This window comes from Cytobacillus spongiae, assembly GCF_021390075.1.
In genome coordinates this window covers 464,719-478,814 of the sequence record NZ_CP089997.1, presented here as the reverse complement: position 1 = coordinate 478,814, position 14,096 = coordinate 464,719, and the positions used below count along the sequence as shown (strand labels likewise).

The following is a 14,096-nucleotide window of genomic DNA, read 5'->3' as shown; positions in this document are numbered from 1 at the left end:
CAAATTCTGATAGATTGCACGGATTCCTTATATTACGCAAGGAGGCTCACCGCCCACCCAGCGGCAAGCAAGTATCCTGGGTCACCCCCCCTGTTTCAATCGCAACAATGAATACGAAAAAAGCCTAAAAAAATGACCGTAGACAAGATCTAATTAGCAGAGTTGTCTACAGTCTGAAGCAGTGCCTGCGCACTGCTTTTTTTATGTGTTAAATAAAGATATTTTTCATTAAATACGGTTCCACTTCTCTTAGTCATATGGATATGCTTTTCATAGCAAATTTCCTCACATAGACCACAGGAGACACATTTATCAGTTGATAAAATTAATGATTCTTCATCCATAATCATAGCATCTGTAGGGCATAAAATAGCACATGCGCCACAGAGCGAACAACTCTCTTCTACTTTTGGAATGAAAAAGGTCATTTTCTCAGGTAAACTCCGGTCTTTTTCAATCGCCTGTAACAACATTGCTCGTTTATCAGTATGAATAACGGAGCCATTCAACAGGCGATCCACCAGCTGATCCTTCATTTCCGTCGCAGATTTAGTTAATTCTTCAATGTCAGTCTGCTGCTTGATATGACGGTCAAATTTCTCGAAAGGAGATAAAGTCGTTTCTACTTCCATTACTTCTCTCATTGTAATCGTATTCGTTTCTTTTGCCTCTTCCATTAGAGTGCTAAAAAACCTGCGCCGATTATGGTCAATCAACGCATCATCCTCTCCCTTGTTAATTGAAGCACTTATCGACAAGGTGTGGTCCAGTACAGCTTCCGCTTTTTTCTTATGGTTTAAAAATAAGGTTGCGCCTTCATGAGTTTTACATCGGTCACAATCATTCGGCGGATAGTATATGACCATATTTGGGATACGAACAGCAGAACTAATCCAAAATTCAATTGGCAGCATACCCAGGCAAGGAACTTCCACAACGTTTGATAGAACCTGCCCTTTTATTGAAGTCGTACACCCGATATACACTTCATTTTCTCTGTCAGATAGACGTTTTAATCGGTCTAATAGTTGAATATGAGGGGGATGAATCCATTTAAGAGCATTTGTTTGACAAACAGAAGTACAAAGTCCGCACTCGATACAACAATCATTAATTTCAACAGCATCCTGAGTTATGTCAATGCTGTCTACCGGGCAAACATCCTTACAAGCAGTACAGCTACTTGTTACAGCCCGAATTTTCAAGCACTTATTTGCCTCAACCTCGATTTTATCCATTTTCTTCAAAAAGATATTGGACATTTTTTTTAGCTGATTGAAAATCAAAGGAAATCATCCTCCCCCATGCTATTTCTACAAGTGAACTCCTGAAGAATAGAACAATAATCTACCAAGGAATTCTGCCACAATGAAACAAGTAAAGGTTATACTTACAACTGAGAAGGAGCTTTTTCTCTTCACTAGCCCATAACCAGCTAGTACGAGCGCAGCCAATAATGCTATCATCTTCACCCAATATAAAGGACTAGCAATTAGTATACTTGCCGAATCAATAGCTGCAGGTAGCCCTCCTTTTAAGATGGTGAAATTGATTATATTTAGCAATATAGCAAATGCTACTACAATCGTTGTATAAAGCGAGAAATTGACAACCTTCTTGTCGGTAACATACATCATAAATTGGATAAGAACTGGACCTAATAACAAAGCTGTTGCAAAAAAGGCAGCGACTGTTGTTCCTGAGTTCCAAGCTGGAACAGCTGGAATCGTATAGATCATGCCTGTACTATATATGGTTAATGCTCCTAGAATCGTAGTGATCCAACCGAACGTTCGTTTTTGATGCTTTGTTTTTGCATAGAAACCATACAGAAAAACAAATAGCATAAAAGCTGGAAAGAAGACAATCTCCCTTGTAAGCCAGGATTCCCCAATGTTTAGGATGGCTCGATAAGCAGCGAATGGGTGTCCGAGATGGAATACAGATACGATTACCGCAATCAATGAGACAACCAATATGACAAGCAAATTCATCATGCTAGAACGACTTGATACTTTTTCCTTAAAGGCATCCAAATAAAACAGCGTAGCAAATGCTCCTATAGCCATTTGAGAAAGAAATGTAAAAACAACTAGAGTCATGCTATGCTCCATTATATTTCCCCCCTAACCACACTAGTAGCTGTCGGCAAAATAAACCGTGTCGATGAGCCAGTAATCTTTGAATCTACAAAACCAACGACATCAGAAACTACCTCTGATTCTTCTATTTCATTTAGATTTACAATGGAGATTGCTTCCATTGGACAAGATGATACACAAATTGGGTTCTCCCCAACTTCAATCCGATCAAAACACATACTGCACTTATCCATTTTCTTTTTAACTGGATCAAATTGAGGTACTCCATATGGACAAGCCGTTCCACACATTTTACACCCGATACACCGATTTTGGTCATGCTTGACGATTCCGTTCTCAAGCTTTGTATAGGCACCTGTTGGGCACGCTTTTGCACAAGCTGGCTCATCACAGTGATTGCAGGCAGTAGATAGATAGCACCTTTTGGCAGCTCCAGTCAGCTTTTCATCTGTTTCTCGAACAAACCTTCTATTTAAAGTCGGATCTAAGTCATAGAAGCTTTTACAGGAAATGGTGCATGCGTTACAGCCAATGCAACGTTCCATATTTACCTGAAAAGCTAGCCTCTTTTGTTTTGTAGACATGTTAGTACCCCCTTACATTTTTTCAATTGTGACAAACTGATCATGGAAAGCAAGACCCGCTTGACCTGTAGCACAAGAGCCCATATCTGCAGGGATTGCTTTCAACAAGTAGTTCACATTAAATTCCTTGTCCTTGTACCAAGCTTCATAAATAACGATTGCATCTTTCGGAACGGACTGGGTTAGCTTTGCTTTTATTTCTACAAAACCGATATCACTTGACACTTTTACAATCGAACCTTCTTTAATTCCTTTTTGTTTTGCCAATATCGGATGGATTTCCATGAAAGGTTCGTTATGAACGGATTGCATCCAAGCTAAGTTTTGGAATTGCGAATGAAGGCCGTATTTCCAGTGTGGTGATAATAAGCGAATCGGTCTTTCTTTCGGTACCTCCATCTCTTCCACATATACTGGAAGTGCATGATTTCCATAAGAAGCACTCTTTTTTGATAAGAATTCATATTTTGTAGATGGGGTTCTGAATTTCCCATCTGCCCAAGCAGCCTCGTAGCCAGTTACTTTAGCAGTTCCTTTTTCTAAAATATCCTTCCATGTCTTAAACCCAAATCTTTCAATAAATGCATCGGACATCTCCATGCTTACCCATTCTTCCATCGTCCGATCTGTTGGATACGTACTTGAACCAGGCTGTAATTCATTTAATTTCTTTGATATACCCATTGCAATCTCGACATCACATTTAGACTCATATAGTGGGTCTATTGCTGGTTCATTAATGTTCATCCAATAATGCCAGTAGCTCGAGTGTAATCCCCAAGTTTCAAATATTGAAGTAACTGGAAGTACGATATCTGATTGATTCACAGTTTCGTTAAACCAAAGGTCAGCAGTTACAATAAAGTCGATTGAATCAAAGGCTTTATACGAAACAGAAGTTTCTGGATCTTGAGCAATTGGATTACGGCATGCAACCCAAAGCATTTCAATTGGCACCTGATTAGGGTCATTATTGATGTCTAATACTTGTGCTGGAAAGTTATTAATATTGACCATTCGGTCGGCTTCACCGGCACTTCCTTCAGGGTAAACACCTGCCACTTGAGCTGCATAGTTAAAGCCCCAGCTATCTAATTGGGCATAGTTAGCTCCACCGCCAACCACTCCAATATTTCCAGACATGGCAGCTAAAGCATCAATCGAGCGTACAGCTGCACCTCCATTGATGTGTCGTTGCATTCCATACCCAATCCAGATTGAAGCAGGTTTCGCAGCAGCATATTCACGAGCAAGTCGTTCGATTACACCAACAGGTACTCCCGTCTTTTCGGAAGCCCATTCCAATGTAATGTTATTTCGGAGATAGTTTAAATACTCTTCATAGCCAATTGAATTTTTCTTCATCCATTCTAGATCATGTAAATGGTGATCTAAAATGTATTTAGCCATCCCAAGTGCTAACGCACCGTCCGTAGATGCCTTAATTTCGATATATTCGTCTGCTTTTGCTGCTGTATCTGTCATAATCGGGTCAATTACAACCACTTTTGTCCCGTTCTCTTTTGCTTTCTGAATGATGCTCATTGAATGAACGGAAGTCCATGCAGGATTTGCTCCCCATATGATTAGGTACTTAGCCTTCCCCATTTCTTCTGGATCCGAATTTAATATCGTTCCAAAATCGAACGTTTGTGAATCAATCCCCGCTGGCCAACATGGCGTTCCTTGAGCCCTTGTCGTATATCCCCAGCTCGCCATCATCCCTTCGACACCATAGGATAGTACATTAAAGTTTCCTGAATACTTATTCAATGCAATTGGTAACGTGCTCCCATGTTTTTGTTTAATTTCAATAATTTTTTTCGCGATGATTTCATATGCTTCATCCCATGAAATTCGCTCCCATTTGCCTGACCCTCGTTTTTTTTGCTTCATCGGGTATTTTATTCGATCAGGAGAATAAACATAGTTAGGGTATGTGAAGCCTTTCACACACAAACGCCCATTTGTGTACGTATTATGTTTATTTCCTGTAATATATTTGATTGTTCCATCTTCTACCGTTGTTACAATTGAACACGTATCATAACAATTTCGTGGGCACGAATTAAACACTTGCTTTGTTTTTCCAGCAGCATGAGCTGTAGTTGGTTGAACTTTTTTAAAACTAGAAGTTGATCCTACACCTAACATAGCACCAAGAGCCGCAGACCCTTTTAAGAAAGTTCTTCTCGTAAAATCATTCATTACTCCTACCTCCTTCTTACATTCAGTTGTTCTCGTTCTATTTCCATCAATCCTTGCAATAGATAAGAAATTCCCAGTAACAATTTATTTTTGGCTTTTTCTCTTATTAATTCACAATGCACTTCCACCCACTGAAATAAATGTTTTTTCAAAAAATACTCGTACAACACATAGTTCTCTTCATCTTCTAGGCTGTTCTCTAATAAGTAACAAATAAATTCTAATTCAATGGCCAGATGGTCATCAGGTTCAATATTTTTCTGATTCACAACCAATCCTGCACGTTCGTAAAACCTTCTCACGGCTAATGTTTCGCCTTGCATGATGGCTCTTTCCGTATTCCGATACGTAGACTCATATGGGGAAACCTCTAGCCGGTTCGGGCCAACAAACAATCGATTATAGTCAAATTCAATCTCTTCAACGTCATTTTCTTCAAGTAGGGAAAAGTTCTCTATCCCTTGTCTCATTTTTTCATTTGAGAAGTATGAAGCTTCATCATTTATTAAACCTGATAATTGCTTCCATAATGCTCCAGAAATCTTATTCAATTCCCCTGCATAGAATTTTTGTAAAAAATGATAAATGGTTAGTTTATGAGTAAGTGTTTCTACTTCTTCTTTGCCTCTAGCTAGAACATCCATTTTGCCACCACCTTTTGGTACTCTCATTCACTTAATAATGTCCTCCAAGACCATCACTTTCAAATGGTAAAGCTTCTCTCAATTTTTTTAGTACCTCAGCTTGTAGCTTAGCTTCTTGTTCGGTTTGTCTATAATTCTGTTCCAAGACGATATGCGCATCTCCAACATACTCTTCATCCAATATTCCGCTTTTAAGGGAAGGTTGATCCACCGATTGATTCTTAGAACAACCAGTTAGAAAAAGAAAAATACTGATACTGCAAATGAACAAAATACTCAATCTCTTCATATAAAGTGCCTCCTTTTTCTACTTCTACATTTAATTTAACAAACGTGAAAAGAATACGAGATTGTAAATCCAAACATAAATCATGCAAATTTAATGTAGAAAATTACACAAGCTCAAAAAAAGCCTTTTAAAACCTTGATATTACTGTGTTTCACAAAATTCTTTTAAAAGCAATAAAATCACAAATTGGAATTATCTAGAATACTTAGGGACACACTTTTGACACGAATCAAGAAAAAACCAACATCTGTACATGCAGAATGTAAGTTTTTATAAATAAACCAAAAGGTGTCATTCTCAAGTGGCTATTGCTGCTTGAGGATGGCACCTTTTAATAGAAACTATATTAAACTACGACCAACGAAGCGTGGTATCATCGATTTTGGAAGAATGAAAAAGCTTATTTAAAAAGGTTAATGATCATTTGCAAACGAATGCTAATTCTGATCCTTTAACCTTGAGTCATTCCCTTTTTATTCCTGACCACGAACTTCAACTATATTTAACTCCTCAGATGCCTCTGGAGCTTCAAAGAATTTAGATACATGCTGAAACACCGCTTCCGTGTCAAAAGCTGCTCTTTCAGGTTGCTCTTTTCGCCTTTGGGCAATTTGACGTAAGCATTGCTCATTTTTTACATTAAGGAAAATAAGTTGATGGTCTGCATTGACTTCAGACGCCATATCCAAAAACCACTTTCGAAGTTTCTGAGTGTTAGCTGGAAAATCCATCACTACATTTGTACCGACACGTAATATGCTTTGAACATGCTTTTTCACCAAAGGCTTGATCTGCCCTGAGAATTTGAGATAATCCTCGAACGTTGTGATCTGATGGGGGTACAGAGATTCAAGCCATTCATCCTCAGATAACAACACCGCATGTTTATCTATCGCCCATTGTTTTGATCTAGTTGATTTTCCTGCCCCCATTTTTCCACAAAAAAAGTACAGCGTCCCTGATTGTTTCATGTTTTTTGACCTCCTCGGTATATTTTAGTTTTGAGCCAACGTATTATTATTTTATTATTGTGGATCATCATCGTAAAATGCACAGTAAATTCTAGAATGGTTCGAATGATTCTTTAAACAAAAAACTCCTGCTCCCTGTACAGCGAAACTTAATTGTACCGGAAGGCAGGTAGCTTAGTTTGATTTCTTCTTAAGAATGTACATATGATAGGATGTATTGAACGCTGGATAATCTGTATATTGATCACGTAGAACCTCCCAATCAATCCCCATCCCTACTAGAGTATCCTTAATATGCTTTTCTCTATTTGGTCCTTTAACCATGAAATTGCACAATACTCCTCCTATTTTTAATTCAGAAGCTACACGTTTAATAAAATCAGTTTCCTTCTTTATATCGCCTTGATAGAAATGCAGCATGGAATCGAGGAGCACCAAATCATACTCAGCTAAGATTGGAAATGAATAGACATCTTCCACCTCTGATGTAACATCTAATCCTTCATCCAAGACTATCTGATTCATTTGATCTAGACCAACTTGAGAAATATCTACTCCTTTCACTTTATATCCTAATCTTCCTAATAATAATGAATCTCTTCCTTGCCCACATCCTAAGTCTAGAACGTATCCCTTTGGTTCATAATCCTTGAAAAACTCTACTAATCCTGGATAAGGCTCTCCAAAGTACTTTTTTTTTTTATAATATTTATCGTAGATTGGTTTTGTCATTTCGTTCTTTCCTCCATTTATAATGAGTCTTCTAGTGTCCCTTTCTATCAATAGGTATTTGTAGTTCATATACACTCTGGCCTTCTTCACACACAATCGAAAACTCTTGATGTTCAATTTCTAGAATGTCTGCATTCTTAATAGATATTTGGTTGTCCTTTAAAAATGTATCTATGTGTTTTCTTATATCATTGGTTTTTGACCAATTTCCTTTATTAAATAAATAATAAATACAGAGATATTCTCCTTTTGGTAACGCTATAATATGTTCATCTTCTTTAAATTGATCCTTATTTATTTCAATACAATGTTTCCAACCCAAGTTTTCGTTTTTATTAAGTTCTTCATACGGAAAGATAAGGCAGAATGGCTTTTCTGAATAAATACCTGTTTCTACTATTGGTTTAAACCGATCATAAAAAAGCTTCGGAGACTTAGCCACCTCTAAGCTATGATATGGAAAGTGATAAAAATATCTTTCATTGAACGTTCTGATTTGAAAAGTTTCAAAAACATTTTGTCTGTTTTCCATAAGAGTAATCAATTGTCCGACCTTTTCATAAATTTCTTGCATACTCTGCAATTTTTTTTGTAGATTATCGTAATGCATTTTCATTAGCTTTATGTTATCTTCACTATTTTCAGTATGATTGATAACCTTTTCAATATCTTCCAGCTGCATATCCATATTTCTTAGAAATAAGATTTTCTGCAAAATCATTAGTTCTTCGTTTCCATAATATTTATAATTATTATTAGTCACCTCGGGCTTAATTAGATTCAAATTCTCATAATGCCTCAGAGTTTCTTTTGTCGTATTAAACATTTTTGCTACTTCATTTTTTAATAGACTTTTTCTCACCAACTTCACACACCCTTAATTTTTCTCGACGAATATATTGCACTTTGGAAACATCTTATACTTAGGTCCTTCATGTTCACATCTTAGTTATATGGTATGTTGTAACCCCACAGTCAATTGATTATGCACAAAAAGTCATTAGAAATAAAAATCACTGGATAAGAACTAGAATCCAGTGGTTTTTATTCGTATACTTGGGTACCCAATCCTAGATGAACGATTACAAATTTACACATTTATGTTGCCCTTATCCAGATAAACATTTAAAGTGAATGATAGATTTTTTTATATTTTCAAACAAATCACCAATCATCTTGGTACCCATAGAAAGGAATCGTATGAGCTATAAGATCGTATTTTTTGATATGGATGGAACCATTACAAACCATGCAGATGGTACCATCTCTAAACAAACGAAACATGCTATAAAAGAATTAAAAAACAAAGGCTATAAACTCGTTGTTGCAACTGGAAGACCATTATCTATGTGTGAAGAAATGAGAGAATTGGGGATTGATACGTTCATTACGGCAAATGGAGGCTATGTAAAGCATCACAATGAAGTCATTCATAAGATCCCAATGGCCAAAAGAGTATTAGAGGAAGTTAGTATGTTTGCACAAAATGAAAACCATGCGCTTTCATTTTATTCTGAAGAGTTTTGTATGAATGGGGTTACTAATCCTGAGATTCTTAAAGCATTAAAGGAAACACTATCGTTAAATGATTATCCGCCAATCAATGAAATGATTCATCAACAAGAGGTATTCTTATTATGTTTATTTGCTGACGACGAAATAGCTGAAATGTATATTAATAGATTCCCCCATTTATCTTTTAGAAGATGGCATCCATATGTCTTAAACGTACTTCAAGAAGATGTATCAAAGTCGTTAGCGATTAAGAAAGTCTTAGAGTATTTCTCTATTAAGAGCTCGGAAGCTATCGCTTTTGGAGATGGTGAAAATGATATAGACATGTTGGAATCAGTGGGGCTCGGTATCGCGATGGGCAATGGAAGCGAAAAATTAAAAAAAGCAGCTGATTTTGTTACAAAAAAATCCAGTGAAGATGGCATTGCATTTGCATTAAAACAGTTTAAACTAATCTAATTTAAATCATTATATATTGCTGGTGTCTACCCCTGGTACAGGGATGATTTAGCGTACTTGGTGCTGGCACCTTAGGATTATATACTCTCATTTCACATATTTTGAGAAGGCCGGCAGATGTGATCGTGTAATTCTATATTTACCTAATTACATTTCTTGTGCTACCGTGCACTATAATTAATAATTATACACTGTGAAAAATTAGATAGTTGTCCCGATGCTGGTTTCGTTTACCCTAGTTGAAATCATTCTTAATTTTATTCGCCTGGTTAATAACTTCTATCTTATGTCGATGTATGTCATGGTTTTAATACGAGGCTGAATATATTGAAATTATTACGAATATCTAATGGTTTTTACCATGACTCTATAAAAGTCAATTTGTAAACAATGTACATGATTAGTTTCCATTAAATACAACTGCTTTTCACAAAAAGTATTTAAGGTTGCAGATAATCAATATATTCTATTCAACTATATCATCTGGAACCCATGTAACGATATGATCACCAGGACAAGCAATCACTTCAAAAACATCGCTAGGATTTGTATGATTATGAACTCCTACTTGCCAACTTTCATATTCTTCATGATGTCCATTGATAAAAAGAACTTCACCAGAATCAAATACTAGGTAGAGATTTGGCTGTTCTTCACCTAATTTGATATCAACTATTTTTTTCAGACGTAATTCACACAGTTTTTTCGCAGAATCAATCCAGTTAAGGTCAGGCAACTCATGGAGAAGTGGAGTGTTTTCAGGCATTGCATCAAATATTTCAAATTCACTTTCAATATTTATAGAGATTTGTCCATCTATTCTCTGTGAATTATTTTCACTTTCAGAAAGAAGAAGTCTAATGCCATAGAAATTCAAACCTTCAATTTGTGATCCATTGCATAAATAGTTTAGTGTTTTTAATGCTATATCTCTTTGCTCATTTTCCATTTGTCCCACTCCCATCAAAATTAAGTACTCTCATAATAGAGCTTTGAATTCAAAGAAGGAAGTCCGAGACTTTTAAAGATTCTCGGAATTATATCTACCTTCTTTCGAGCAACGCACAGCACTCCACAAGGCTTGAGTAGTGATCGCAGGTACATTGATGTAGTTGTGTTTTTTTGTAGTTCATTTTTTAGAAAATGGTGATAATTTTAATAATTACTGTCACTAATATCCAAATATTGTATCTATAGCTTTCAATTTGATCTTCAAATATCTCGATTTCCGATCTAAGAACAGCTTTCTGCCCATAATATATTGTAACAAACTCCCATTCTAACTCGCCCATCTTTTAAGAAGAAAATCAAATTCTTCTTTGTAGGATATTAATTCAGGAGTAAGATTAGCATTTCCCCTTTCGTTCAAACCGAAAAATTACTATTCATATTTTCAATCTTAAAGAATTTACTAAGCTCACTTTGATAGTTCATTTTCTATAAAATCCTTGGCAATGTACATAGTTCTTATAATAGGGGTTAATCGTTTAAATTGGACAGTTCCTTCAGTATATTTACTTCGTGCTTTTTCTGTTTTGTTAATAATTGAAACCACTGGCGGTAATGCTTTTTCTAAATCCAATTTAGAATATTGCCCTATATCGTAATCATTTCCTATTAAATCCTTTGAGATATACAATGCCTTAATTCTGTTCTTTAAAAGAGAATGCTGTGATGTACCCTCTTCAAATTTTAATTTCATCTTTTCGCACTTGATAATCGTAGAAGATACGTGTTGTAACGCATCATCAAGTTCTTTTTGTGAATAATATTCCATATACTGCCCCTTTCCAAATTTATTTGTCTCTTACTTCTCATCCTCAGAATATTTTTGTAATTTTAACACATCGGATTTTTTCTCACAAATCTCAAAAAGCCTAGTATTACTAGGCTTTTCACACACTCGTTAATTTACCCTCGTAATCAATACTACTGTCTCCACATGCGTCGTCTGCGGGAACATATCCACTGGTTGGACTTCTAGTGTTTGATAGCCTCCGTCTTCTAGTATCCGCAAATCTCGTGCAAGTGTGGCAGGGTTACATGATACGTACACAACTTTTTTTGGTTTCATTTCGATGATGGTATTTAGTAAAGCTTCATCACAGCCTTTTCGAGGCGGGTCGACGACTAGGACGTCAGCGCTGTTTCCTTCTTTGTACCAGGCTGGAATGACTGTTTCCGCTTCTCCCACTGCAAATTCTGCGTTTGTAATGTTATTTAAGCTAGCGTTTTTCTTCGCGTCTTCAATGGCCTCTGCTACTATTTCGACACCGAATACGTTCTTTGCTTTTTGTGCTAAAAATAAAGAGATCGTACCGATTCCGCAGTAAGCGTCTATGACCGATTCATCTCCGCTCAAATTTGCATATTCGAGTGCTTTTTCATAGAGAACCTTTGTCTGTTCAGGGTTCACTTGGTAGAAGGAGCGTGCAGAGATGGCAAACTGAACATCACCGATAAAGTCATAAATAACTTCATTGCCCCAAAGTACGTCAGTTTGATCCCCCATGATCACATTCGTTTTTTTCGAGTTTACGTTTTGAACGATGGATTTCACCTTTGGAAGCCTTGCGGTGATTTCTGCAATCAATTTTGCTTGATGGGGAATCTCTTTTGTTCGCGTTACAATGACGACCATTAGTTCTTCTGTTTGACGTCCATATCTCGCCATAATGTGGCGAAGTACTCCTTTATGTGAGTCTTCATCATATGGCTTAATTCTGAGCTCACGGGCAATTTCCTTTACCGCTTGCACCGCTTCATTGATTTCATGAATATGGAGTACATTTTCGTTGGTATCCACAATTTCGTGACTTCTCGGTTTGAAAAATCCTGAAATCAACTGTCCATCCTTTTCACCAACCGGAACCTGCGCTTTATTACGGTAATGCCAAGGATTTTCCATACCGATGATTGGATGAACCTTCACATCCTCAAGCTTCCCTATTCGCGTCAACACCTGTTTCACTTGGTTTTCCTTATATTTTAGCTGTCCTTCATAGCTAACATGTTCTAGCTGGCAGCCGCCATATTTAGGAGCATCTTCCGCTTTAATATCCACACGGAATTCACTTCTTTCGACAATCTCCATTAACCGGCCAAAGCCATAACCTTTATTCACTTTAATGACCTTGATAGTCGCTTTTTCACCAGGTAGCCCTCCTGGTACAAAAATTGGGTAGCCATCTACCTTTGCCACCCCGGCTCCATCATGGGTTAAGTCTTGAAAATCAACTTCTATATAATCGTTTTTTTGCACGGGTATTTTTTTGCTCATTATCTTCTTCCTTTACTAAAATGGCTTCTTATTCTGAATGCATTGTAACATAAAACCCTTTCACGCAGAAATTAATCAAACGTTTGATTAATTTCAAAAACCTGCTCTAACTAAGCTTTTCCACACATGATTTTATTATTAAGATTGAAACACGTTTAATAAGTATTGCCCATAGAAAAACAGCCCACCCATTACTGAGCGAGCTGTTCTTCATGTTCGTCGTTCGAAGCCTCCCAGTCCTCTGGTCGGTCTTCTTTACGAATTTGTTCAAGCGGTACATAGACTTCTAGGTGACGATAAAGGCTGACAAATTCAGCTGGCAGCAGCCCACCGAATTCTCCATCAAGGTTCAGCTGTACTTTTTCATTAGACGTCACCTTAATTCTGCTTGCTTGAGTATAGATGACATTTGAATCGTGGATGTGTTCTCCTCGAACAGCAAGCGTTGCTACTCGGATGAAATCAGCCAGGTTGGTTTTCTTCAATATTAAAAGGGAAAAGAGCCCGTCGTTAATTGAAGAATCTGGCGCTAGCTTTTCAAAGCCACCTACTGAGTTTGTAAGACCCACTAAGAATAGCATGGCTTCCCCTTCAAATAACTTTCCATCATATTCAATCGACACTTCCGTTGCTCGAATGGATGGGAGCATTTCAATCCCTTTTAAATAATAGGCGAGCTGACCTATCATTGTTTTCAGCTTGCTTGGAACTTCATATGTCAATTCTGTTAAACGACCGCCACCGGCAATGTTAATAAAATATCGATCATTAATCCGTCCAATATCTACAGGGATTCGATCCCCTTTGACAATAATGTCTACAGCCCCAGGAATATCACGTGGAATGTGTAAAGCGCGTGCGAAATCATTCGTCGTACCCACAGGAATGATTCCTAGCTTCGGTCTGTAATCTTGCTCCGCTATTCCGTTTACTACCTCATTAATCGTCCCGTCGCCTCCAGCTGCAATGACCAAGTCAAACCGACGTTCTACTGCCACTCTAGCAGCTTCCGTGGCATCACCAGCCCCTGTTGTCGCATGACATGAAGTCTCGTACCCCGCTTGCTCCAACTTTTGCAGTACTTCTGGAAGGTGCTTTTTGAAAATTTCACGCCCTGAAGTTGGATTATAAATGATTCTTGCTCGTTTCATACCCCATCATCCTAATTATAAAAAATAGATTCTCAAAAATATTCCATCATTTAACATCATATATGAAAACCATAAAGCCTTGCAATTTTTTCTAGTTTTCAAATGCCGAAAATTCCTTACTAGAACATCTATATATATTACTCGTTTTCATACAAAATAAA

At 37.1% G+C, this 14,096-nt stretch carries 14 protein-coding genes; 1 reads left to right on the top strand and 13 read right to left on the bottom strand.

Features of this window, described 5'->3' with window-relative positions:
- Nucleotides 1-149: 149 nt before the first annotated feature.
- The 9 genes from LS684_RS02545 to LS684_RS02505 form a co-directional block, all read right to left on the bottom strand.
- Nucleotides 150-1,286 (bottom strand): 4Fe-4S binding protein, encoded by a 1,137-nt coding sequence (locus tag LS684_RS02545; RefSeq protein WP_233809641.1) that lies wholly within the window; start codon nt 1,284-1,286, stop codon nt 150-152.
- A gap of 27 nt (nt 1,287-1,313) precedes the next feature.
- The gene (locus tag LS684_RS02540; protein WP_233809639.1) at nt 1,314-2,114 is read right to left on the bottom strand and encodes a dimethyl sulfoxide reductase anchor subunit family protein; all 801 of its coding nucleotides are present in this window, start codon (nt 2,112-2,114) and stop codon (nt 1,314-1,316) included.
- On the bottom strand, nt 2,114-2,686 hold the full coding sequence (locus LS684_RS02535) for a 4Fe-4S dicluster domain-containing protein (RefSeq protein ID WP_233809637.1): 573 nt from the start codon (nt 2,684-2,686) through the stop codon (nt 2,114-2,116). The genes LS684_RS02540 and LS684_RS02535 overlap by 1 nt, the downstream gene beginning before the upstream one ends.
- Nucleotides 2,687-2,698: 12 nt before the next feature.
- Nucleotides 2,699-4,894: a molybdopterin-dependent oxidoreductase gene (locus tag LS684_RS02530; protein ID WP_233809635.1), complete on the bottom strand. Its 2,196-nt coding sequence runs from the start codon at nt 4,892-4,894 to the stop codon at nt 2,699-2,701.
- A gap of 5 nt (nt 4,895-4,899) precedes the next feature.
- Nucleotides 4,900-5,565, bottom strand: coding sequence for a TorD/DmsD family molecular chaperone (locus LS684_RS02525; protein WP_233809633.1), 666 nt, complete (start codon nt 5,563-5,565; stop codon nt 4,900-4,902).
- 4 nt (nt 5,566-5,569) lie between these two features.
- Nucleotides 5,570-5,827 (bottom strand): hypothetical protein, encoded by a 258-nt coding sequence (locus LS684_RS02520; RefSeq protein WP_233809631.1) that lies wholly within the window; start codon nt 5,825-5,827, stop codon nt 5,570-5,572.
- 473 nt (nt 5,828-6,300) lie between these two features.
- Nucleotides 6,301-6,798, bottom strand: a complete 498-nt coding sequence (locus LS684_RS02515; RefSeq protein WP_233809629.1) for a P-loop nucleotide/nucleoside kinase family protein — start codon at nt 6,796-6,798, stop codon at nt 6,301-6,303.
- A gap of 174 nt (nt 6,799-6,972) precedes the next feature.
- Nucleotides 6,973-7,530 (bottom strand): class I SAM-dependent methyltransferase, encoded by a 558-nt coding sequence (locus LS684_RS02510; protein WP_233809627.1) that lies wholly within the window; start codon nt 7,528-7,530, stop codon nt 6,973-6,975.
- A 31-nt stretch (nt 7,531-7,561) separates the two neighbouring features.
- The gene (locus LS684_RS02505; protein WP_233809625.1) at nt 7,562-8,392 is read right to left on the bottom strand and encodes a MerR family transcriptional regulator; all 831 of its coding nucleotides are present in this window, start codon (nt 8,390-8,392) and stop codon (nt 7,562-7,564) included.
- Between the two features lie 338 nt (nt 8,393-8,730).
- On the opposite strand from LS684_RS02505, the gene LS684_RS02500 reads away from it, so the two are divergent.
- Nucleotides 8,731-9,504, top strand: a complete 774-nt coding sequence (locus LS684_RS02500) for a Cof-type HAD-IIB family hydrolase (protein ID WP_233809623.1) — start codon at nt 8,731-8,733, stop codon at nt 9,502-9,504.
- 466 nt (nt 9,505-9,970) lie between these two features.
- Here the strand turns inward: LS684_RS02500 and LS684_RS02495 are convergent, their stop codons facing one another.
- The 4 genes from LS684_RS02495 to LS684_RS02480 form a co-directional block, all read right to left on the bottom strand.
- Nucleotides 9,971-10,453, bottom strand: coding sequence for a hypothetical protein (locus LS684_RS02495; RefSeq protein ID WP_233809621.1), 483 nt, complete (start codon nt 10,451-10,453; stop codon nt 9,971-9,973).
- Between the two features lie 468 nt (nt 10,454-10,921).
- Nucleotides 10,922-11,281 (bottom strand): hypothetical protein, encoded by a 360-nt coding sequence (locus LS684_RS02490; protein WP_233809619.1) that lies wholly within the window; start codon nt 11,279-11,281, stop codon nt 10,922-10,924.
- A gap of 129 nt (nt 11,282-11,410) precedes the next feature.
- Nucleotides 11,411-12,784 carry a 23S rRNA (uracil(1939)-C(5))-methyltransferase RlmD gene (rlmD, locus tag LS684_RS02485; RefSeq protein WP_233809617.1) on the bottom strand — a complete coding sequence of 458 codons (1,374 nt, stop codon included), beginning with the start codon at nt 12,782-12,784 and terminating at the stop codon, nt 11,411-11,413.
- Nucleotides 12,785-12,975: 191 nt separating this feature from the next.
- Entirely contained in the window at nt 12,976-13,935 is a 960-nt protein-coding gene (locus LS684_RS02480) for a diacylglycerol kinase (protein ID WP_233809615.1), read from the bottom strand.
- Between the last annotated feature and the right edge of the window lie 161 nt (nt 13,936-14,096).

What these genes read in the sequence shown, in the direction of transcription:
- LS684_RS02525 (WP_233809633.1), bottom strand. Translation starts at nt 5,565, where the DNA reads ATGAGAGTACCAAAAGGTGGTGGCAAAATGGATGTTCTAGCTAGAGGC.
- LS684_RS02480 (WP_233809615.1), bottom strand. Translation starts at nt 13,935, where the DNA reads ATGAAACGAGCAAGAATCATTTATAATCCAACTTCAGGGCGTGAAATT.
- LS684_RS02510 (WP_233809627.1), bottom strand. Translation starts at nt 7,530, where the DNA reads ATGACAAAACCAATCTACGATAAATATTATAAAAAAAAAAAGTACTTT.
- LS684_RS02535 (WP_233809637.1), bottom strand. Translation starts at nt 2,686, where the DNA reads ATGTCTACAAAACAAAAGAGGCTAGCTTTTCAGGTAAATATGGAACGT.
- rlmD (WP_233809617.1), bottom strand. Translation starts at nt 12,784, where the DNA reads ATGAGCAAAAAAATACCCGTGCAAAAAAACGATTATATAGAAGTTGAT.
- LS684_RS02520 (WP_233809631.1), bottom strand. Translation starts at nt 5,827, where the DNA reads ATGAAGAGATTGAGTATTTTGTTCATTTGCAGTATCAGTATTTTTCTT.
- LS684_RS02530 (WP_233809635.1), bottom strand. Translation starts at nt 4,894, where the DNA reads ATGAATGATTTTACGAGAAGAACTTTCTTAAAAGGGTCTGCGGCTCTT.
- LS684_RS02490 (WP_233809619.1), bottom strand. Translation starts at nt 11,281, where the DNA reads ATGGAATATTATTCACAAAAAGAACTTGATGATGCGTTACAACACGTA.
- LS684_RS02540 (WP_233809639.1), bottom strand. Translation starts at nt 2,114, where the DNA reads ATGGAGCATAGCATGACTCTAGTTGTTTTTACATTTCTTTCTCAAATG.
- LS684_RS02495 (WP_233809621.1), bottom strand. Translation starts at nt 10,453, where the DNA reads ATGGAAAATGAGCAAAGAGATATAGCATTAAAAACACTAAACTATTTA.
- LS684_RS02500 (WP_233809623.1), top strand. Translation starts at nt 8,731, where the DNA reads ATGAGCTATAAGATCGTATTTTTTGATATGGATGGAACCATTACAAAC.
- LS684_RS02515 (WP_233809629.1), bottom strand. Translation starts at nt 6,798, where the DNA reads ATGAAACAATCAGGGACGCTGTACTTTTTTTGTGGAAAAATGGGGGCA.